Origin of the sequence: Pseudomonas salmasensis (genome assembly GCF_014268375.2) — a bacterium.
Taxonomy (GTDB): Bacteria; Pseudomonadota; Gammaproteobacteria; order Pseudomonadales; family Pseudomonadaceae; genus Aquipseudomonas; species Aquipseudomonas salmasensis.
The window spans coordinates 2,794,312-2,815,748 of sequence record NZ_CP077083.1; the positions used below are offsets into that span (position 1 = coordinate 2,794,312).

19 protein-coding genes and 1 pseudogene are annotated in these 21,437 nt (G+C 61.2%); 9 read left to right on the plus strand and 11 right to left on the minus strand.

Going from position 1 to position 21,437, the window contains the following annotated elements; translation table 11 throughout:
* Positions 1-430: 430 nt before the first annotated feature.
* The 9 genes and pseudogenes from HU731_RS12380 (at position 431) to HU731_RS12420 (ending at position 13,018) form a co-directional block, all read left to right on the plus strand.
* Entirely contained in the window at positions 431-1,075 is a 645-nt protein-coding gene (locus tag HU731_RS12380; protein WP_186609395.1) for an NAD(P)H-dependent oxidoreductase, read from the plus strand.
* Positions 1,014-1,394, plus strand: coding sequence for a MerR family transcriptional regulator (locus HU731_RS12385; protein ID WP_186609359.1), 381 nt, complete (start codon positions 1,014-1,016; stop codon positions 1,392-1,394). Before HU731_RS12380 ends, HU731_RS12385 begins: the two co-directional genes overlap by 62 nt.
* A 135-nt stretch (positions 1,395-1,529) precedes the next feature.
* Positions 1,530-6,143 (plus strand): RHS repeat-associated core domain-containing protein, encoded by a 4,614-nt coding sequence (locus tag HU731_RS12390; protein ID WP_225931656.1) that lies wholly within the window; start codon positions 1,530-1,532, stop codon positions 6,141-6,143.
* A 1-nt stretch (position 6,144) separates the two neighbouring features.
* Entirely contained in the window at positions 6,145-6,528 is a 384-nt protein-coding gene (locus HU731_RS12395) for a hypothetical protein (protein WP_186608680.1), read from the plus strand.
* 140 nt (positions 6,529-6,668) lie between these two features.
* Positions 6,669-7,802: pseudogene (locus tag HU731_RS12400) on the plus strand (Fic family protein).
* 80 nt (positions 7,803-7,882) lie between these two features.
* The gene (locus tag HU731_RS12405; protein WP_003194556.1) at positions 7,883-8,125 is read left to right on the plus strand and encodes an exodeoxyribonuclease VII small subunit; all 243 of its coding nucleotides are present in this window, start codon (positions 7,883-7,885) and stop codon (positions 8,123-8,125) included.
* The gene (gene ispA / locus HU731_RS12410; RefSeq protein WP_032895105.1) at positions 8,122-9,009 is read left to right on the plus strand and encodes a (2E,6E)-farnesyl diphosphate synthase; all 888 of its coding nucleotides are present in this window, start codon (positions 8,122-8,124) and stop codon (positions 9,007-9,009) included. The genes HU731_RS12405 and ispA overlap by 4 nt, the downstream gene beginning before the upstream one ends.
* A 110-nt stretch (positions 9,010-9,119) precedes the next feature.
* Entirely contained in the window at positions 9,120-11,018 is a 1,899-nt protein-coding gene (dxs, locus tag HU731_RS12415; protein ID WP_186608681.1) for a 1-deoxy-D-xylulose-5-phosphate synthase, read from the plus strand.
* Positions 11,019-11,155: 137 nt separating this feature from the next.
* A complete protein-coding gene (locus tag HU731_RS12420; protein ID WP_186608682.1) occupies positions 11,156-13,018 on the plus strand; it encodes a TonB-dependent receptor domain-containing protein in 1,863 nt (620 codons plus the stop codon).
* A gap of 90 nt (positions 13,019-13,108) precedes the next feature.
* On the opposite strand, the gene HU731_RS12425 is transcribed toward HU731_RS12420, so the two are convergent.
* The 11 genes from HU731_RS12425 to nrdR all read right to left on the minus strand — a co-directional run bounded on the left by HU731_RS12425 (position 13,109) and on the right by nrdR (position 21,371).
* Complete coding sequence (locus HU731_RS12425; protein WP_186608683.1) at positions 13,109-13,894, minus strand: cobalamin-binding protein; 786 nt, start codon at positions 13,892-13,894, stop codon at positions 13,109-13,111.
* Entirely contained in the window at positions 13,891-14,310 is a 420-nt protein-coding gene (locus HU731_RS12430; protein ID WP_186608684.1) for an MFS transporter, read from the minus strand. The genes HU731_RS12425 and HU731_RS12430 overlap by 4 nt, the downstream gene beginning before the upstream one ends.
* Positions 14,307-14,924, minus strand: coding sequence for a GTP cyclohydrolase II (ribA, locus tag HU731_RS12435; RefSeq protein ID WP_005791841.1), 618 nt, complete (start codon positions 14,922-14,924; stop codon positions 14,307-14,309). Before ribA ends, HU731_RS12430 begins: the two co-directional genes overlap by 4 nt.
* Before the next feature lie 217 nt (positions 14,925-15,141).
* A complete protein-coding gene (locus HU731_RS12440; RefSeq protein WP_186608685.1) occupies positions 15,142-15,864 on the minus strand; it encodes a substrate-binding periplasmic protein in 723 nt (240 codons plus the stop codon).
* A gap of 54 nt (positions 15,865-15,918) precedes the next feature.
* Entirely contained in the window at positions 15,919-16,884 is a 966-nt protein-coding gene (gene thiL, locus HU731_RS12445; RefSeq protein ID WP_186608686.1) for a thiamine-phosphate kinase, read from the minus strand.
* A gap of 18 nt (positions 16,885-16,902) precedes the next feature.
* The gene (gene nusB, locus HU731_RS12450) at positions 16,903-17,403 is read right to left on the minus strand and encodes a transcription antitermination factor NusB (protein ID WP_014720126.1); all 501 of its coding nucleotides are present in this window, start codon (positions 17,401-17,403) and stop codon (positions 16,903-16,905) included.
* Entirely contained in the window at positions 17,400-17,876 is a 477-nt protein-coding gene (gene ribH, locus HU731_RS12455; protein ID WP_186608687.1) for a 6,7-dimethyl-8-ribityllumazine synthase, read from the minus strand. Before ribH ends, nusB begins: the two co-directional genes overlap by 4 nt.
* An 88-nt stretch (positions 17,877-17,964) precedes the next feature.
* Positions 17,965-19,056, minus strand: coding sequence for a bifunctional 3,4-dihydroxy-2-butanone-4-phosphate synthase/GTP cyclohydrolase II (gene ribBA / locus HU731_RS12460; RefSeq protein ID WP_003194579.1), 1,092 nt, complete (start codon positions 19,054-19,056; stop codon positions 17,965-17,967).
* Between the two features lie 15 nt (positions 19,057-19,071).
* The gene (locus HU731_RS12465; RefSeq protein WP_047711880.1) at positions 19,072-19,734 is read right to left on the minus strand and encodes a riboflavin synthase; all 663 of its coding nucleotides are present in this window, start codon (positions 19,732-19,734) and stop codon (positions 19,072-19,074) included.
* 48 nt (positions 19,735-19,782) lie between these two features.
* Positions 19,783-20,910: a bifunctional diaminohydroxyphosphoribosylaminopyrimidine deaminase/5-amino-6-(5-phosphoribosylamino)uracil reductase RibD gene (gene ribD, locus HU731_RS12470; RefSeq protein WP_186608688.1), complete on the minus strand. Its 1,128-nt coding sequence runs from the start codon at positions 20,908-20,910 to the stop codon at positions 19,783-19,785.
* Complete coding sequence (gene nrdR / locus HU731_RS12475; RefSeq protein WP_019818855.1) at positions 20,907-21,371, minus strand: transcriptional regulator NrdR; 465 nt, start codon at positions 21,369-21,371, stop codon at positions 20,907-20,909. Before nrdR ends, ribD begins: the two co-directional genes overlap by 4 nt.
* Positions 21,372-21,437: the final 66 nt, after the last annotated feature.

The following is a 21,437-nucleotide window of genomic DNA, read 5'->3' on the forward strand; positions in this document are numbered from 1 at the left end:
ACTCACGCGTGAGAAAATCTACAGGCAATCCGCAAGGTACTCAATAGCTCACGCGTGAGATTTTTCCTTACATTTTTCAGCCACCGAAAAGGCCCAGCCTACCCCGCCAACTCTCGCTCGATTTGCTCGTCTGCCGGGAAGTTTGTCCAAAAGCGCGACTTGATGGCACCAAGACAATTGTGCAGCAGCCTGTTGCACAATTTTCCGAATCCGACCACGCCTTAGCAAAAGCACGCCTGTACTTGAAATCGCGCGGCGAAGAACCCTGATGTCAGGGAAGGCAGGCTAGCCAGCCCACAGTACCGTCACAAGCGTTCATGAGCACTTCAGGAAGGGTCCTGCGCACGTCACAGAAAGGTCCTGCTGGCCCTTGACTCTCCCCTATACGGCAACCCCTACCCTGAATGCCCTTTTTCCAGAACTTATCACCATGAGTCAGCGCATTCTGGTCATTCTCGGCCACCCGTCCGCCGATAGTTTTTGCTCCGCTCTCGCGCACACTTATATCCACGCCGCTAAAACGGCCGGCCACGAAGTCCGCGTCCTGCGCCTGGGTGATCTCAGCTTCGACCCGATCCTTCATCATGCTTACACCCAGGCTCAAGCGCTGGAACCCGACTTGCTCAGTGCCCAAGCCGACATCCTTTGGGCCGAGCACCTGGCGTGGGTTTTCCCTGTTTGGTGGGGCGGTGTTCCGGCACTGATGAAGGGCTTTATCGACCGCGCTTTCCTCCCCGGCTTTGCCTTCAAATACCGCGCAGGCAAAGCATTCCCAGACAAGCTATTAAAGGGCAGAACCGCGCACTTGTTAGTGACCCTCGACACGCCGCCGTGGTATTACCGCTGGGTCTATCGCATGCCGGCCATCCACCAGATGCGTCGTACCACGCTGGCGCTCTGTGGCATCACGACGAGCAAGACGCTGCTGTTGGGGCCAGTGCTGGGCTCTACGCTGACGCAGCGGGCCAAGTGGCTGAAACAGGCCGGCGCACTATTTGAAAAAGGGAGTTTTCATGTACATCGGCAAAGCCGCGCAGTTGTCCGGCACGACCATCAAGGCGATTCGTCACTATGAGGCGATCGGGCTGATGCCAGCGCCTGCGCGTCAGGGCGGTTATCGCGTTTATACCGAGCAGCGTGTCGAGCGGCTGATGTTTATAAAGTGCGCGCAACAGCTGGGGTTCAAACTCAAGGAATTGCAGGAGATTTTGCTGGGGTACGAGGGTGATGCGCTTCCTTGGGACCGGGCTGAACAAGCCATCGCCGACAAGAAGCGCACGCTGGCCGCGCAGATCGCCGTATTGCAACGGATGCAGGCTGGGCTGATTGAGTTCGAAACCCAACTCAAAGGCGCTCAAGGGGACTGCTCGTCAATCAGTAGCTTCGCGATTTAAAGTGGCCTTTATGTATGGGTTAACGCCGACTTTTACCCGTCCGTTGTAGCCGCAATCTGATTTTTCCAACCGTTCATCCAGCCGTTTTTTACTGCGGCAGACTCCGACGCCTTGCCTTGCGACGAGACGTCATGGATGACCCAACCTGCCCACATCAACTTTATCGAACACGAGCTAAATGGTTTCCATCAGAGCCTGGTGGAGTACCGCCAGCAGATGGGTGCCTGGTATTCGCGCGCGCTGGATACGGTCAGTCATGCAGCGGACATGCCGTCGTTGCTGGGTATGGATCGAGTGTTGCGGGCTGGGGATGCGCAGCAGTCGGTGAGTCTTGGCGATACGGATTTTTCCACCGTGGCCCGCTGCCCGGCAGGGGGTGTGCTGAAGATCCAGAGCCGGTTCGAGTCAGCGTACGACGTGCCAATCGGCAATATCCCGGTTGAGGTGATCAGGCTGGATGACGGCAGTTCCAGGGTCATCCTGCTCGACGAGCACGGCGAAGGTTCCCACGACTGCGCCGCCGGCGGGCGCTATCAGGTGAGGGTTCAAGGCGGTGTTTCAGCGCAGCAAGTCGATGCCTTGTTTGCTTCCTATGCGGGGCTGACAGCGGATCTGGAGCAATGGCTGCGCGAGCAGTGGCAGGGCTTCAAGCCGCACTGGCAGCAATCCACCGCCAGCGCAATTGGCAGCGGCGTGCTAGCCGGCAGTTGGGCAGCGATCCGTGACGCGTGGGACAGCATCAAGCAGGTGCAGGCGATGCTTGAAGACCCGCTCAAGTACGCCGAGCAACTGGGTAGCGAGGCGGCCAGGTTGGCGCAAATCGCCACTGATGCGCCCAAGGTCATGGAACAGGCGATGTTGCTGGCCAGTGATGAGGCGGCGCTGTACCTGATACTGCGCACCGCCATGATCTGGCTGGAGGCGTTACCGCCCAGTGAAGTCGCGCAAGCAGCCGCCGGTTTTATGGTGTCGCTGCTGATTGACCTGGTGATTGGCGCGGTGCTGACCATCGCGCTGCCGGCAGCGGGCGTAGCGTATTTGAGTATGCGCCTGGTCAAGTACGGTGCGCGGGTGCTTCAGTCAGCCGTGGGCTTCGTGACCGGTGTGCTGACGATCCTCACAAAGTTCATGCAGGCGGTGGACCGCTACAAAGCGGTGGCGGTTCGCGGGGTGGTAGGTGGGCTGAAGCAAGGCACGATGCAGATGCGCTGGCGGGCGCGGCAGAACGCGGTGCTGAGGCAGAAAGAGCGTGTGGATGATGTGCCGGCGGTGGCGTCGAATCCGAAGGGGGATGCGGCGGCGCCAGCGGACAAGACCGTTACCCACGGTTGCCCGGTGTCGATGGTCACTGGCGAGGAATTGCTGACCCTCACCGATGGTGCGTTGGACGGGATCTTGCCGTTTGAATGGACGCGGCTGTACCGCACCAGCGCGGTGGAGATCGATTGTGGGTTGGGGTTTGGCTGGAGCCATGCGCTGGCTCATCGGCTGGTGGTGTCGGGCGATTTGGTGGTGTGGACTGACCATGAAAACCGCTCGACTACTCTGCCCTTGCCCACCGATTCACGGCCCGCGATCACCAACAGCCTGGCTGAAGCGGCGATCTACTTGGGTTCGGCGCCTGACGAGTTGGTGCTGGCCCAGGCCTCGCGTTTCTATCACTTTCGCGATGGTGTACTGACAACCATCAGCGATGCGTATGACAACCGGCTGCGCCTTTGTCGGGATCACTCAGGGCGGATTGAGCGGCTGGATAACGGTGCGGGTCGCTCGTTGCTGTTGCGTTATGAGTTGGGTCGCATCGTCGCGGTGGACTACCAAGTACATCGTGCCAAAGGGCGTGAGCCCTACGTGTGGGAGACCGAGCAGAACCTCGTTTCCTACGCCTATGACGAACACGGCCGACTGGTTTGCGCGACCAATGCCGTCGGGGAAAGCGAGCGTTATCGCTACGACGATCAGCACGTCATTCTGGAGCGCCAACTGGCCGGTGGGGCAAGTTTCTTCTGGGAGTGGGAGCACGCTGGCAAGGCGTCACGCTGTGTGCGGCATTGGGCGAGCTTTTCGCAGATGGACACGCGTTATGCCTGGGGCGATGACGGGCGCGTCACCGTGCATAACGCCGATGGTAGCCAGGAGGTGTATGTCCATGACCAGCGGGCGCGGTTGGTGCAGCGCGTCGATCCGGATGGCGCCACGCATTTCAAATCCTACGATGACAAGGGCCGGCTGACCGTCGAGCAAGACCCGATGGGCGCGGTGACGGCCTATCAGTATGACGATGCCGGGCGCTTGGTGGGGCTGTTTCCGGGGGATGATGAGCCGACGGCCTACGAGCATGACAATGGTTTTGTACGGGTTGTCAGGCGTGGGGAGGCAGTCTGGAAATATGAGCGTAATGAGCAAGGCGATGTTACGCGTAGGACCGATCCCGATGGTGAGGTCACGGACTACAGCTACAACAAACAGGGGCAACTGACCGGGGTTTGGTATCCCGACAGCAGTTGTCATCGGCTGGTGTGGAACGAGCGTGGGCAGTTGCTTGAAGAGCAATTGCCCAATGGTGGGATCAGGCGTTATCGCTATGACGACTTGGGGCGGCAAGTTGCCTGTGAGGATGAACACGGCGCACAGACCGTTTATGAATGGGACAGCGTCGGTAGGCTGATTCGCCTTGTGTTGCCAGGCGGCGCCACACGAAAATTCAGCTACAACCCCTACGGCAAAATCATCGCCGAACGCGACGAACTCGGCCACGTCACCCGCTACGAATACGCAGACGGCCTGCACCTGATCAGCCGCCGCCTCAACGCCGACGGCACCCAGGTCAAGTACCGCTACGACAACGTGCGGCTGTTGCTCACCGAGATCGAAAACGAAGCCGGCGAAACCTACCAACTCGACTACCACCCCAACGGCCTGATCCGCCAGGAAACCGGCTTCGACGGCCAGCGCACCGCGTATGCCTACGACCTCAACGGCAACCTGCTGGAGAAAACCGAATACGGCGACGATGGCAGCCAATTAATCACCCGCTACCAGCGCGACCACGCCGGGCGACTCGTCCGAAAAACCCTGCCCGACAGCAACGTTGTCGACTATGCCTACGACCGCCAAGGCAACCTCCTCAGCGTCGAAGACGGCCACTGGGCGTTGGCCTACGAATACGACCGCCAAAACCGCCTCACCGCCGAACACCAAGGCTGGGGCACCCTGCGCTACGGCTACGACGCCTGCGGCCAGCTTCAACACCTGTGCCTGCCAGACAACAACCGCGTCACCTTCAACCACGACAAAGGCGGCCACCTCGCCACCGTCGAACTCAATGGTGACGTGCTCACCTCACATCTATTCAACAGCGGCCGAGAGCATCAGCGCCAGCAAGGCCAACTGCTCAGCCACTACCACTACGACGACCAACACCGCCTGCACGCCCACGCGGTCACTCAGCAACAGAACCACCTCTACCAACGCCAATACGACTACGACAAAAGCGGCAACCTCACCCGCCTGCTCGACACCCGCAAAGGCGAACACCTTTACCGCTACGACCCGCTAAACCGCCTGACCCGCGCCGATCACTCGCAAGACATACAGGAACGCTTCGGCCACAACCCGGCGGGCAACCTGCTCATGCAAGCCCGCCCCGGCCCGGACATCGTCGCAGCCAACCGCCTGATGATCCAGGGCGACCGCCATTACGACTACGACGCCTTTGGCAACCTCATCCGCGAACGGCGCGGCAAAGGCCAGCAACTCATCACCGAATACCGCTACGACTGCCAGCATCGGCTGATCAGCGTCACCCAACCCAACGGGCAAACCGCCAGCTATCGCTATGACCCATTTGGGCGGCGCATCAGCAAGACCGTGGACGGCAAGACCACGGAGTTTTTCTGGCAAGGCGACAAGCTGATAGCCGAGCACCATGCAAAACGCCATCGCAGCTACCTCTACGAACCCGACAGCTTCCGCCCATTGGCACTATTAGAAGGTTTCGGCCCAAAAGAAACCAAGCCCTACCACTACCAACTCGACCACCTCGGCACCCCGCAGGAACTCACCAGCCCCGAGGGAGAAATCGCCTGGTCCGCCCACTACCGCGCCTACGGCCAGATCGCCCGGCTCGACGTGGGCAAAATCGACAATCCGCTGCGCTTTCAAGGGCAGTATTTCGATGCGGAAAGCGGCCTGCACTACAATCGCCATCGCTACTACAATCCGGATATTGGTCGTTACCTGACACCGGACCCGGTGAAGTTGGCGGGGGGGATCAATGGGTATCGGTATGTGCTCAATCCTACGGGGTGGGTGGATCCGCTAGGCTTGAGCAGTTGTCCTGGCAGCGATAAATGCAAGCCGAGCATCAGTCATGAAGACCCGGCGGGAATACCAAAAGTTAATGAGGGCGGTCCCCTAAGCCCGACAAGCTCAAATACCTCACCGGAAATTGGCTACCACAAGGAGGTCTACGCCAATAAGCCAGTAAGGCCGGAGGACGCCGCCAGGAAATGGGAAGATTTTTTGGGCCCTGGCCCTCATACAAATACACACCCACGAACTGGCAAACCCGACCGTGACAGAATCGTTTCCACCGATGCAAAGAGAAGTATTCGTTACGGCCCCCATGAAATGAACAGCAAGCCAAGCAAGCATCATTATCATGAGGAAATATGGACGTTTGAGCTAAAAACCAACACCATGAACGTGGATAACACTGTCGTCAGAGTTCCACTAACGAAGAAGTGAAATGAAGATAAGAGTAGCTGGTGTTTTTTCTGATCAAGGCATTCTGCGTGTGAGATTTAACTCGCCCTTTGGAAATGGTATAGCTTTATGGAGTTATCCCTCACCAGACATTGGTGAAGTTCTGGACGTAGAGTTCGAACTAGACGAAGTCTTTTTTTGGCAAAAAAACATCATACCCTCGCTTGAAAAGACGCCACGAATCACGCTAACCAATGACACGCACTCCATAATAGGCAAGTTAATTCAAGATGGAGACAGTAGTTGTGCCGCATTAAAGCTTGGCGACTCAATAATCCTTATTGAGCTTAATGAGGTCATCGAACAGGATCTCGATTTAGTAGAATTGAAAGTAAATACCATTCATCTATACCCAACAAACGTCTGAGCGCGACTTCGGCCCCTCAATCACACAGAAATTAACAAGAAGCCAGCTCCCTAGACCACGAGCCAAATACGTCGCACAATCGGCTCACAAAATGAGCCGAATAGACCCTCTATTCGGCTCACGCACCCAGGCACTCATCCATGGATCATCCGAACTGGATCTGGCAACACACCGACTGGCCTCACTTTCACTGGCAGCCTGGGCGGCTGGCGGCCTTGCTGCGCGAGTGTGGGCAGGCCCAAGGCAAGCTACTGGGCATGCTGGGTTCTGTCACCCAGGCAGTCAGCGCGCAGAATGAATTGGATGCCCTGCTGCAAAATATCCTGACCTCTTCGGCCATCGAGGGTGAGCAGTTGAACGTTGGTTCGGTGCGCTCCTCCCTGGCACGACGAATGGGTTTGGAAGCCACGAAGGACGGCCAGGTCAGCCGCCGCAGTGAACGGCTGGCCGATCTGATGATGGATGCCACCGAGCAATTTGCGCAGCCGTTCACCTTCACGCGCCTGATGAATTGGCACCATTTGTTGTTCCCAGAGCCTGAGGCAGGCTTTGCCACACGAGAACTCAGCATCGGGACGTTGAGGGGCAAAGAGCCGATGCAGGTGGTGTCGGGCAGGCTTGATCGGCCAACCGTGCCTTTTGAGGCGCCGCCACGTCAGGGCCTGGAGCACGCTGTGGAGGATTTCCTGGAGTAGTTCGAAACCAGTCGCAATCAACCTGAACTTGATCCATTGGTTCGTGCAGGTGTTGCGCACTTCTGGTTCATCACCTTGCATCCTTTTGATGATGGCAATGGTCGTCTGACACGTGCCATTACTGACTTGGCCTTGGCTCAGGGTGAACACTACGCCATTCGCTTTTACGCCATGTCGGCCAGCATCCTTGAAGATCGGGCCGGTTACTACACCGCCTTGGAGTCCAGTCAAAAGGCCACACTGGATATCACCGACTGGCTGGAATGGTTTCTTAAAACCCTGTTGCGCAGCCTGCAACAAGCGATGACACGGATAGACCGGGTGTTGGCCAAAAGCCGGTTCTGGCAGCAGCACCGTGACGTCTCGCTCTGCGTCGAGCAAGTCAAGGTACTCAATCGCCTGCTCGAGGGTGGTGAGCGGGGCTTCGAACAGGGCATCAGCGCCGCGCAATACCAAGCGGTGGCCAAAGTGTCCAAGGCGACTGCGACGCGGCACCTGGCAGACCTGCTGGAGAAAAACTGCCTGGTGCGCCTCCCCGGGGGCGGCCGCAGTACGCGTTATCACGTCAATACCCCTTAGGAGTAGCCCCCCACTCATTTGCCCCAATCCCCCATGTCTGCTAGTGTCGCGCCGGTTTACCGTCTACCGGAATTGCCGCCATGGCCCGCAAAAAAGTTGCACTCGATTTCGAACAATCCCTCGCCGACCTGCAAGCCTTGGTCGAGCGTCTGGAGAACGGCGAGTTGTCGCTGGAAGACTCGTTGACGGCGTTTGAGCAAGGCATCGGCCTGACCCGCGACTGTCAGAGCGCGCTGGCGCAGGCGGAGCAGAAGGTTCAGGTATTGCTCGAGCGTGACGGGGAGTTGGCCGAAGAACCTTTCGATGCGGAACAGCCGGAATGATCAGCGCGTATCAGGCCAGTAGCCAAGCCCGGGTGAATGCGGCGCTGGAGCCCTTGTTTGTGGCGCCAAGCCCGGAAATGACGCGCCTCTATGCAGCCATGCGCTACAGCGTGATGAACGGCGGTAAGCGCGTGCGCCCGTTGCTGGCCTATGCGGCCTGCGAAGCCCTGGGTGCGCCGGCGGCCGAGGCCAATGGCGCGGCGTGTGCGGTGGAGTTGATACACGCGTATTCCCTGGTGCATGACGATTTGCCAGCCATGGACGACGACGATCTGCGCCGCGGCCAGCCCACCACCCACAAAGCCTTCGACGAGGCTTACGCGATCCTGGCGGGCGATGGCTTGCAGAGCCTGGCGTTCAGCGCATTGCTGGACCCGCGTTTGAGCAGCGTCAACGCTGAGATCCGCCTGCGCATGGTCACCGCCCTGGCTCACGCCGCAGGCCCGGCCGGGATGGTCGGCGGGCAAGCCATCGACATGGGCTCGGTCAGCCTCAAGCTGGATCAAAAAGCCCTCGAACACATGCATCGTCACAAGACCGGTGCACTGATTGAAGCCGCCGTGCAGTTGGGCGCCCTGGCCAGTGGCCGCGCCGACGCCGAGCACTTGGCGGCCTTGCAAACCTATTCCCGCGCGATCGGCCTGGCCTTCCAGGTGCAGGACGATATTCTCGACGTGGAAAGTGACACCGCCACCTTGGGCAAACGCCAAGGCGCCGACATCGCACGGGACAAGCCGACTTATCCTGCATTGCTCGGGCTGCAAGCCGCCAAGGCGTATGCCATCGAGCTGCGCGACCAGGCCCTGGACGCCCTGCGACCTTTCGACGCGGCGGCCGAGCCACTGCGTGACCTGGCGCGGTATATCGTCGAACGTCGCCACTGACAGTCGCGGCCATTTGCGCCGCATATCGGCCAAGTTCGGCGCTCTGCGTGGGCAGTTTGCACGGCTTGAGGTAAACTGCCGCCTCTTCTATACCTATAACGATTCGCCTGATGCCCACGACGTTTCAAGAGATTCCCCGCAAACGCCCGTCCACGCCCCTGCTCGACCGTGCTGCCACGCCGGACGGCCTGCGTCGACTGGGTGAAGCCGAGCTGGAAACCCTGGCCGATGAGCTGCGCCTGGAATTGCTCTACACGGTCGGCCAGACCGGTGGGCATTTTGGCGCCGGGCTGGGTGTGATCGAGCTGACCATCGCCTTGCATTACGTGTTCGACACCCCGGACGACCGGCTGGTGTGGGACGTGGGCCACCAGGCGTATCCGCATAAAATCCTCACCGGCCGTCGTGAGCGCATGGCCAGCCTGCGCCAGAAGGACGGCCTGGCCGCCTTCCCGCGCCGTGCCGAGAGCGAGTACGACACCTTTGGTGTCGGCCACTCCAGCACCTCCATCAGTGCAGCGCTGGGCATGGCGATTGCCGCCCGCCTGCAAGGCAGTGAGCGCAAGGCGATTGCGGTGATTGGTGATGGCGCGCTGACCGCCGGCATGGCCTTCGAAGCGCTGAACCATGCGCCGGAAGTGGACGCCAACATGTTGGTGATCCTCAACGACAACGACATGTCGATTTCGCGCAACGTGGGTGGCCTGTCCAATTACCTGGCGAAGATCCTCTCCAGCCGTACTTACGCCAGCATGCGCGAAGGCAGCAAGAAAGTGCTGTCGCGTCTGCCTGGCGCGTGGGAAATTGCGCGTCGCACCGAAGAATATGCCAAGGGCATGCTGGTACCCGGCACGCTGTTCGAAGAACTGGGCTGGAACTATATCGGCCCTATCGACGGCCACGACCTGCCCACCCTAATCGCCACCTTGCGCAACATGCGCGACCTCAAGGGCCCGCAGTTCCTGCATATCGTTACCAAGAAAGGCAAAGGTTTCGCGCCGGCGGAAGTCGACCCGATTGGTTACCACGCGATCACCAAACTCGAACCCCTTGATGCCCCCGCCGCCGCGCCGAAAAAGGCCAGCGGGCCGAAGTATTCCGGGGTGTTTGGCGAATGGCTGTGCGACATGGCCGCCGCCGACCCGCGCCTGGTGGGTGTTACCCCGGCGATGAAGGAAGGCTCCGACCTGGTGGCGTTCAGCGAGCGTTTCCCGCTGCGTTACTTCGACGTGGCGATTGCCGAGCAACACGCCGTGACCTTCGCGGCCGGCATGGCCTGCGAAGGCGCCAAGCCGGTGGTGGCAATCTACTCCACCTTCTTGCAACGCGGTTATGACCAGCTGGTTCACGATGTGGCGGTGCAGAACCTCGATGTGCTGTTCGCCATCGACCGCGCCGGCCTGGTGGGTGAAGACGGCCCGACCCATGCGGGCAGCTTCGACCTGTCGTACCTGCGTTGCATCCCCGGCATGCTGGTGATGACACCGAGCGACGAAAACGAACTGCGCAAGATGCTCAGCACCGGCCACCTGTACAACGGCCCGGCCGCTGTGCGCTACCCGCGCGGCACAGGCCCCAACGCCGTGATCGAAAAAGACCTGGAGCCGATTGAAATCGGTAAAGGCATCGTGCGTCGCCAAGGCAGCAAAACCGCGTTCCTGGTGTTTGGTGTGCAACTGGCCGAAGCCTTGAAAGTCGCTGAGAAGATCGACGCCACCGTGGTCGACATGCGGTTCGTCAAGCCACTGGATGACGCGTTGGTGCGCGAGATCGCCGCTGGCCATGAGCTGCTGGTGACCGTCGAAGAAAACGCCATCATGGGTGGCGCCGGTGCGGCAGTCAGTGAGTTCCTGGCGCGGGAGAACATCCTCAAGTCGGTGCTGCACCTGGGCTTGCCGGATGTGTACGTCGAACACGCCAAGCCGGCGCAGATGCTGGCTGAATGCGGGCTGGATGAAGCGGGTATCGAGGCGTCCGTTAGCGAGCGCCTGGCGCTACTGAATCTGTAATCAGCCCCAACTGTGGGAGCTGGCTTGCCTGCGATGACGGCGGCACATTCGCTAACAATGTGTCAGATACACCGCTATCGCAGGCAAGCCAGCTCCCACAGTGGTTTTGCATGACCTTCAAATGCCATGGACAGCCCATGAAACGCCTGTGCCTTGCCCTGCTACTGCTTCCCTGCGCGGACCTGCTCGCCGACACCCCCGACCAGGCCTTGAAGCTCTCCGACGTGGTCATCAGCGCCAACCGCCAAGTCCAGGCGCGTAACGACAGCAGTGCCGCCAACACCGTGTTCACCCGCGCCGACATCGACCGCCTGCAACCCACCAGCGTCACCGACCTGCTCAGCCGCGTGCCCGGCGTGCAAGTTGCGCCAACCGGCGGGCGTGGCAGTTTGCCGGGGATTTTTATTCGCGGCACCAAGTCGGCGCAGAGCCTGGTGCTGGTGGACGGCCAACGCATTGCCAACACCACCTCCGGCGACAGCGGCTTGCAATACCTCAACGTCGATCAGATTGAACGGGTGGAAGTGCTGCGCGGTTCACGTTCGGTGATTTACGGCAGCGATGCGATTGGTGGGGTGATTCAGGTGTTCACCCGGCGCAATGCCGAGCAAGGCTTGCAGCCGCGCTTGAAACTGGGGTTTGGCAGCAACCAGACCTGGGAGCGCAGCCTGGGCCTGTCGGGCGGCGATGAACACACGCGCTTCAACCTGGGCGCGAGCCTGGATGAAACTGCCGGTATCAACGCGAGCCACGCGTCGTTCCCCAGTGACGGCGACCATGATGCTTACCGCAACCAGTCGATCAGCCTGAACCTCAGCCATTCGTTCAGCGATGAGCTGGAGGTGGGCTTCAATCTGCTGGATAACCGTGGCAAGTCGGAGTATGACAACAGTTACGGTCGCAATAACGGCACCTCGGGACAAAAACCTTATACCGACTACACCGTGAGCAGCACCAGCGGCTATGTCGATGCCAAGCTCAATGACAACTGGCAGTCGCGCCTGGAACTGGGCCACAGTGAAAACCGCGACACCAAGCGCGATACCCTCAGCGATGATTACAGTGCATTCAACACCTACCGCGACTCGGTCAATTGGCAGAACGACCTGACCTTGGATGAGCAAAACAGCCTGATCGTCGGTGGCGACTGGTACGAAGACCGTTTCCACGGTTCCACCACCTTTACCGAGAACAGCCGCTGGAACCGGGCGGCCTTTGTGCAGCACCGTTTCAAGAGCCAGTGGTTTTCCACCGAGCTGGGCGTGCGCCGCGACCAGAACCAGCAGTTCGGCGGCCAGAACAGTTGGAGCGGCACCCTCACCGTGCCGGTCAACCCTGACAATGACCTGCTCTTGAGCTACAGCGAAGGCTTCCGCGCGCCAACCTTCAACGACCTCTATTACCCCGACACGCAGTACAGCAACCCCAACCTGCAGCCCGAAACCTCAAAGAGCTACGAGCTGCAATGGCGCAGCCAACTGACCGACAGCACACGCCTGGAAGCCTCGCTGTATCGCACCGACCTGAGCGACGCGATCATCCTTGACGCCGGCAAGCCGCAAAACGTGGCGTCGGCGCGGATCAACGGCTTTGAAGCGGCGCTCAAGCAGGAACTGTTTGGCTGGCAGGGCAACCTGGGCCTGTCGCTTATCGACCCGCGTGACCGTGACAGCGGCCACACCCTGGCACGTCGCGCGCGGCGCACGGTGAACCTGGATCTGGACCGGCAATTTGATCAACTCGGCCTCGGCGCGAGTTGGCAGGCGATCAGCAGCAGCTACGACGATGAAGCCAACCGCAACCGTCTGGGCGGTTATGCCTTGTTGGGACTGCGCAGCAGCTGGGCGTTGAACCGGGAGGTGTCGTTGTCGCTGAAGGTGGATAACGTGCTGGACAAGTCTTATGCACGGGCGAAGTACAGCTACCTCGGGGAAAGCCAGAATTATCGTGAAGAAGGTCGGGTGTGGATGTTCGGGGTGACGTGGACGCCTGAGATCTGAGGAGCCTGCACCGACGTCATCGCAGGCAAGCCAGCTCCCACAGTTGAAATGCGTTCCCCTGTGGGAGCTGGCTTGCCTGCGATAGCGGTGTCACAGGTTAGGCGCAATCACCTGACACAACCGCCCCACCGCTTCAAGCATCTGCCCACTCGGCCGCTCCAGGCCCTTGTCCGGCACTAACCGTACCCGAGCAGCCATCATTGGCCATGCCTTCCAAGCGTCCTTCTGAGCCTGATCTCCCACCAGGATCACCTCCGGATCACGCGCCAGCACCGACTCGATATTCACCTGCGGCGCCGGCAACTTCAGGTCATCAAACACATTGCGCGCCCCGCACACGTTGAGGGCATCGCTGATGATCTGCCCACCGCCCACGGTGTACAGCGGCTGGTTCCACACTTGGTAAAACACCCGCAGCGGCTCGGCCCGCTGGTAGCGCTGGCGCAACTCGGCCAAGCGCTGGCGCAATTGGGCAGCACGCTCGCGCCCGGCCTCAGCGCGGCCCAATTGCTCGGCAATGGCTTGCACCTGAGTGGCCAGTTGTTCAATGCTGTGGGGTTCGGCGACGTACACCGGGATATTCAACCGCTGGAGTTGCTCGCGCTGGGCCGGGCCAACGCTGCCAGGCCACAGCAGGATCAGGTCGGGTTTGAGGCTGAGCAGGCGCTCCATGTCCAGTTGGCCGTACTGCCCGACCGAGGGCACCTTCGCCAATGCCGCCGGGCGGTCACCACCGTCAAGCAGGCCGATCAGCAAGTCCTCGGCGCCCAGTTCAAGCACGATTTCTGAGAGTGACGGCGCCAGGCTGACGACGCGTTCGACCGCCAACGCCTGGGCACTGAAGACCAGCAGCAGCGCCAGCCAGTAGCGTTTCATCCCAACTGACGCGGTATGCGATAGAGGTAGAACAGCACCAGCGTCGACAACGCCAACAGAAACAGCGGCACCGCCTCCAGGCCGACGAACACCGCCAGCGCACCGATCCAGGCCGGTAACGCGGCCACCAGCAAGGCCGTGCGCCGACGCGCCGCCAGGGTGATCCAGGCTGCGGGCTCTTCAGCAGTATCAAGGGCTTTGGCGGTGGCGATCAGCGCGTGTTTATAGGCATGAAAATAACGCAGGCTGAGAAACATTGAGGCCACGCCGGCGATGAAGAACGGCATGGCCAATACGGGCAACAAGGATTCAGCACGGCCAAACAGCAGGTTGATCACGAACAAGGGCAGCAATGCCAGGGCCAGGTACTGCCACCAACTGAAGGACAGTCGCCGTTTCACCTGGCCACGGGTCACGCGCGGTCGACCTCGCCCTGGTGCTCGTTGCCCATCATGTGGTCGAGCTTGCTGGCCTTGGTGGCCAGGTAGAGTTTGTTGTGCGGGTTATGCCCGGTGTGCAGCGGCACGCGCTCGGCCACGGTGATGCCCATCTCGGTCAAGGCTTTGACCTTGCGGGGGTTGTTGGTCATCAGGCGCAGGGATTTGACCCCCAGGTGCTCGAGCATCGGCAGGCAGATGGCGTAGTCGCGCTGGTCGGCAGCAAAGCCCAGGCGCTCGTTGGCCTCGACGGTGTCGGCGCCGCCGTCTTGCAGCTCGTAGGCGCGGATCTTGTTCAACAGGCCAATACCCCGGCCTTCCTGACGCAAGTACAGCAACACGCCACGGCCTTCACGGGCAATGGCCTGCAGTGCGGCCTCCAGTTGCGAGCCGCAGTCACAGCGCTGGCTGAACAGCGCATCGCCGGTCAGGCACTCGGAATGCACACGCCCCAGCACCGGCGCGCCATCCGTGATGTCGCCGAGGCTGAGCACAACGTGCTCGCGCCCGGTGGCTTCTTCAAGAAAGCCGTTCATGGTGAACGTGGCAAAAGGGGTAGGCAGCTTGGAAGCGGCGACGAAAACGACGGGCACCGTGTGCTCCTGATTTCAGATTTCACAGAGGCGGGCATTGTAACAGCACGTTCCTACAGACGCTTAAGCTGAATTATCGCTGATAAAGATCAATAGGTTCGATTGGCCTTTGGATTGATTCTATGTAGGCGCGAGCTTGCTTGCGAAAGTGGTCAACGATGATGCGGTATCCTGAGTGAACGCGGCGTTTATGAGTTTTTCGCGAGCAAGCTCGCTCCTACAAGGGGTAGGGTTGTTTCCAGCGGTCAAAAATTGCTTTCAGCTCACCGGTCTTGATCAGGCTGGCCAAGCGCTGGTCATACACGGCCATCAATGCCCTGCCGCGCTCGGTGTCGGCGAAGGCTACGTAGAGCGGCAACTCAGCGATATGCGTGAGCTTGAATTGCGTCGGGTCTTGGGACTGAGTGAGCACGTATTTGGCTTCGGTAAGGGCATCGATATAGAAATCGGCACGGCCGTGTTGCAGCATCGGCAGAATGCCGCTGCGCCGCTCGATCTGGTTAAAGCGCTGCACGTTGGGCAGGTACCCCTCGTATTTGTAACCACGCACCCAGGCCAGGCGGTACTTGCCCAAGGTCGCCAGGGTCGGCGTGGGTGCAGTGGCCAGCCCGAGGGCGTAGACATGATCGGCGTCGAAGTTCCAGCGCGGGTACAGCACACCGCTGGCCTCCTCGCGATAGGTGCCGACACAACCATCCACCTCACCACGCTGGGCCAGGCCGATCGAGCGGGTGTAGGGCACGCTGCGGGTGTGCACGGCGATGTCAGCCGGTTCAAAGACTTGGCGCAACAGGTCCCAGGCCAGGCCGCTGCCATCTTTGTTGGTGTAGTCGTTCCATTCCTCACTGGCCAGCACGATTTTGCCGGGCACGGGAGTGCTCGCCTGGGCCAGGGAAGCGAAGGTACACAGCACGATCAGCAGCCAGCGGCATGCAGCCATAGTCACGGCCTCTTACTCGGGATAATCGTATAAAGGGTAGCGCAGAGCGCCGGCTTAGGGCGTCTGGCGAAAATGCTGGTAGCCACGCACGGCCGGGGTGATGTCCTGGCCGTCGCCGTCGAGCAGCGTCACGCCCTGCCCCGCTTCGACGCGGCCGACCACATGCACTGGCCAGCCATCGGCCTGCAACGGTGCCAACTGGGACGGTGGCAAGGTAAACGCCAGTACATAGTCGTCGCCCCCGCTCAACGCCGCCACGTGAGCCTGGTCTTTACCGACAAACGCCAGCAAGGCCTCGGACAACGGCAACCGCTGACGCTCAACCACCAGGCGCACCGCTGACGCCTTGGCGATATGCCCACAGTCGGCCAACAGCCCATCGGAGATATCCATGGCCGCTGTCGCCTTGCCCCGCAACGCCAGCCCCAGGGCCAACTGCGGTTGCGGCGACCAGTAATGCGCCAGCAGCGGCTCGGCGATGGCGGCGTCAGCCGTGCGCTGCCCCAATACCAGCGGCAAGGCGCCAGCGGCATTGCCCAACTCGCCGCCGACACACAGCAGGTCGCCCGGCTGTGCACCGCTGCGCGTCAAGGCCTGGCCAGCCGGCACGCGGCCGAACACGGTCAGCGTCAGGCTCAGCGGCCCACGGGTGGTATCGCCGCCCACCAAGCCTACGCCGCAGCTTTGTGCCATGGCGTTCAAGCCTTGGGCATAGCGTTGCAGCCAATCGGCTTCGACGCTCGGCGTGGTCAGGGCAAGGGTAAAGGCGAGGGGGTGGGCGCCCATGGCGGCCAGGTCGCTCACCGCCACGGCCAGCGAGCGCTGGCCGAGCAGGAACGGGTCACAGGGGTCGGCAAAATGCACCCCAGCCACCAGCGTATCGGTGGAGACTGCCAGTTGCTCCCCGGCGGGAAGCGCCAGCAAGGCGCAGTCGTCGCCGATCCCCAGGGCAATGCCTTCGCCGCCTTGCGCACAGGGCGCGGCGGCGAAGTAAGTGCGGATCAGCTCAAACTCACCCATTGAAGACTCAAGCGCAGGTTAGCGCTTGTGTTCCTTCACTTCGGCTTCACGCAGGCGCGGGGCCAGTTTGTCGAGCACGCCGTTGACGAACTTGTGGCCGTCGGTCGAACCGTAGACTTTCGCCAGTTCGATGCCTTCGTTGATCACCACGCGGTACGGCACGTCAACGCGCTTGAGCAGCTCCCAGGTAGACAGGCGCATTACGCACAGCTCAACCGGGTCGAGTTCTTCGATGGTCAGGTCCAGGCAAGGCGCCAGGGCTGTGTCGATCTCGGTCAGGTTGGCATGCACGCCGTGCAGGATGTCGTGGAAGTAGCTCTGGTCGGCGAAGGTGAAGTCGTTATCGACGCGAAACTGTGCCTCGATTTCGTTCAGCGAAGCGCCTGCCAGGTGACGCTGGTACAGCGCCTGGGTCGCAAGTTGACGCGCCTTGCGACGCTTCTCGCTCTTGGACGGCTTGCCGGCATCGGCAGGACGCGGGTCCTGAGGGTTGAACTGATCGCTTTCGTCGGAAATCACTTGGCCTCCAACTGCGACAGCAGGCTGACCATTTCCAGGGCGGACAAGGCAGCTTCAGCGCCTTTGTTACCGGCCTTGGTGCCGGAACGCTCGATGGCTTGCTCGATGGAATCCACGGTCAGTACGCCAAAAGCGACTGGCACGCCGAACTCCATGGACACCTGGGCCAGGCCCTTGGTGCATTCGCCGGCCACGTATTCGAAGTGCGGGGTACCGCCACGAATCACGGCGCCCAGGGCGATGATCGCCGCGTATTCACCCTGCTGAGCAACTTTTTGCGCAACCAGTGGAATTTCGAAGGCGCCAGGGGCACGGATAAGGGTGATATCTCTCTCGCTCACACCGTGGCGAACCAGGGCGTCAACCGCACCGCTTACCAGGCTTTCAACCACGAAGCTGTTGAAGCGGCCAACCACCAGGGCATAGCGGCCTTTGGGGGCGATGAAGGTACCTTCGATGGTCTTCAGGGTCATTCGACAAATCTCTTAAAGAGCCGGGACGCGAAAAGTGCGTCCCTCAGTGATGATTTAACCGCGAACAAGGGGCAAAAATCGCCGGCCTTTATTCGGAGGGCACGTATTCTACAACTTCCAGGTCGAATCCGGATATCGCATTAAATTTCATCGGTGCGCTCATCAGGCGCATTTTGCGCACACCGAGGTCGCGCAGGATCTGCGAACCGGCACCGACGATGCTGTAGGTGGTCGGTTTTTTCACCGGCACGGCATCCGCGGTTTCGCGGATATGCGCCAGCAACACATCGCCGTCCAGCGGGTGGCCGAGCAACAGCACCACACCGCTGCCCGCCTCGGAAACCGCGGCCATGGCGGCGCGCAGGCTCCAGCGGCCTGGCTGCTTGACCATCAACAGGTCACGCAATGGGTCCATGTTGTGCACGCGTACCAGGGTCGGTTCTTCTGCGCAAATGTTGCCCAGGGTCAGGGCCATGTGCACGTCGCCTTCCACTGAATCACGGTAGGTCACCAAATTGAATTGGCCCAGTTCGCTGTCCAGTGGCTGCTCGGCAATCCGCTGAACGGTACGTTCGTGGATCATCCGGTAGTGAATCAGGTCGGCGATGGTGCCGATCTTGAGGTTGTGCTCTGCGGCAAAGGCTTCGAGTTCAGTGCGACGGGCCATGGTGCCATCGTCGTTCATCACTTCGCAGATCACCCCGCTGGGCTCGAAACCCGCCATGCGCGCCAGGTCGCAGGCGGCTTCGGTGTGGCCAGCACGGGCCAGGGTACCGCCCGGTTGGGCCATCAGCGGGAAGATGTGGCCGGGGCTGACGATATCTTCGGCCTTGGCGTCTTTGGCAGCGGCGGCTTGCACGGTGCGGGCGCGGTCAGCGGCGGAAATGCCGGTGGTGACGCCCGTGGTGGCTTCAATGGATACGGTGAACTTGGTGCCAAAACCCGAGCCATTGCGCGGCGCCATCAAGGGCAGCTTGAGCAATTCGCAGCGTTCGCGGCTCATGGGCATGCAGATCAGCCCACGGGCGTGCTTGGCCATGAAGTTGATGTGCTCGGGTTTGCACGCCTCGGCGGCCATGATGATATCGCCTTCGTTCTCGCGATCTTCGTCATCCATGAGGATGACCATCTTGCCTTGGCGGATGTCTTCAACCAGTTCTTCGATGCTATTGAGCGCCACGCGGCACCCCCTTGGTCAGGATTTCAGGTAGCCGTTAGCGGCCAGAAAACTTTCGGTGATGTTACCGGCTGCAGGCTCTGCGGCCTTTTCGCCCAGCAACAGGCGCTCCAGGTAACGGGCAAGCAAGTCCACTTCCAGGTTCACCCGGCGGCCCGGCTGGTACGAGGCCATGATGGTTTCGCTGAGGGTGTGGGGAATGATGGTCAGTTCAAATTCGGCGCCATTCACGGCGTTCACGGTCAGGCTGGTGCCATCGACGGTGATCGAGCCTTTGTGGGCGATGTACTTGGCCAGCTCTTTGGGCGCGCGGATGCGAAATTCCACGGCGCGGGCGTTTTCGCTGCGGGCTACCACTTCGCCGACACCGTCGACGTGGCCGCTGACCAGGTGACCGCCCAGGCGGGTGGTCGGCGTGAGGGCTTTTTCCAGGTTGACCGGGCTGCCGGCCGCAAGATCATTCATGGCGGTGCAGTCCAGGGTTTCCCGGCTGACATCGGCGGCAAAGCCGTTGCCCGGCAGCTCGATGACGGTCAGGCACACGCCGCTGACGGCGATGCTGTCGCCCAGCTTGACGTCGCCGAGGTCCAGCTTGCCGGTTTCAACCAGCAGGCGGACATCGCCGCCTTTGGGGGTCATTGCACGGATGCTGCCGATGGATTCGATAATGCCGGTGAACATTTCGTTCTCCTGAAAACGAGGGGCTGACGCTTAAGCGCAGGCCGGGAATTATACGCTCGCTGCTGGCACAGGGATGGCAGTGACTCGCCAGTCGTCGCCCACAGCGCGCATGTCGGTGATCTTGAGTTGGGGCGCGTCGGCCAACTTCTCAAGCGGCCAGTCCAGCAACGGGCGGGCAGCGGAGCCTAAGAACTTGCCGGCGATGAATATCACGTACTCATCCACCAGGCCTTGCTGGGCAAACGCGCCCGCCAGGCTCGGGCCGGCTTCCACCAACACGTCGTTGACGCCACGGGCAGCCAGGGCGACCAAAGCCGAGCGCAGGTCCACCTGGCCTTCCACGCCCGGAACTACCAGGCACTCGGGGCCACGGGGGAACTGGTTCTCTGGGGTGACGCAGGTGATGACCAATGCCGGGCCGGCCTTGAAGAACGGTGCGTTGAGCGGCACCCGCAGGCGGCCATCGATCAGCACGCGCAGCGGCGGGCGCGACATGGCCAGGGCGGTGGTTGCGTCGTCCAGGCCCAGTTCGGCGGCGCGTACGGTCAAGCGGGCACCGTCGGCCAGTACCGTGTCGGCACCGGTCAGCACCACACTGGCTTCGGCGCGCAGGCGTTGCACCGCAGCACGGGCAGCGGGGCCGGTGATCCATTGGCTTTCGCCGCTGGCCATCGCCGTGCGGCCGTCCAGGCTCATCGCCAGCTTGACCCGCACAAACGGCAGGCCATGCTCCATGCGCTTGAGGAAGCCGGGGTTAAGCGCCCGCGCCTCGGTTTCCAGCACACCGCTGCGCACCTCGATACCCGCCTGGGCCAGGCGCTGCATGCCCCGCCCGGCCACTTCCGGGTTCGGGTCCTGCATGCCGGCCACCACCCGCGCCACGCCGGCGCTCACCAGCGCATCGGCGCAGGGCGGCGTACGGCCATGATGGCTGCACGGTTCAAGGGTCACGTACACCGTCGCGCCACGGGCCTTGTCGCCAGCGGCGCGCAGGGCATTGGGCTCGGCATGGGGCTCGCCGGTGCGCTCATGCCAGCCTTCGCCGACAATCTGCCCGTCACGCACGACCACGCAGCCAACACGCGGGTTAGGATGGGTGGTGTACAGGCCCTTGCGCGCCAATTGGAGGGCGCGGGCCATGTAGTGGGCGTCGAGCACAGCCTGTTCAGAGGTCATTGTTTGGAGGGCTCACGGGCCAGGCGATCGATCTCTTCGCGGAACTCATTGAGGTCCTGGAAGCGTCGATACACCGAGGCAAAACGGATATAGGCGACTTCGTCGAGCTTTTGCAGCTCGCCCATCACCAGCTCACCGACCACTAGGCTCTTGACCTCGCGCTCGCCAGTCGCCCGCAGCTTGTGCTTGATGTGCACCAGCGCCGCTTCCAGGCGCTCGACACTCACCGGGCGTTTTTCCAAGGCGCGCTGCATACCGGCGCGCAGTTTTTCTTCGTCGAAAGGCTGGCGGCTGCCGTCGGACTTGATCAGACGCGGCAACACCAGTTCGGCGGTTTCGAAGGTGGTGAAACGTTCACCACAGGCCAGGCATTCGCGCCGGCGACGCACTTGGTCGCCCTCGGCGACCAGACGCGAGTCGATGACCTTGGTGTCGTTGGCACCGCAGAAGGGACAGTGCATGGTTGGCAGGCAACAAAAAATGGGAGGGCCATGGTAGCGCATCCCTGTGGCAAGACAAGCCATAGC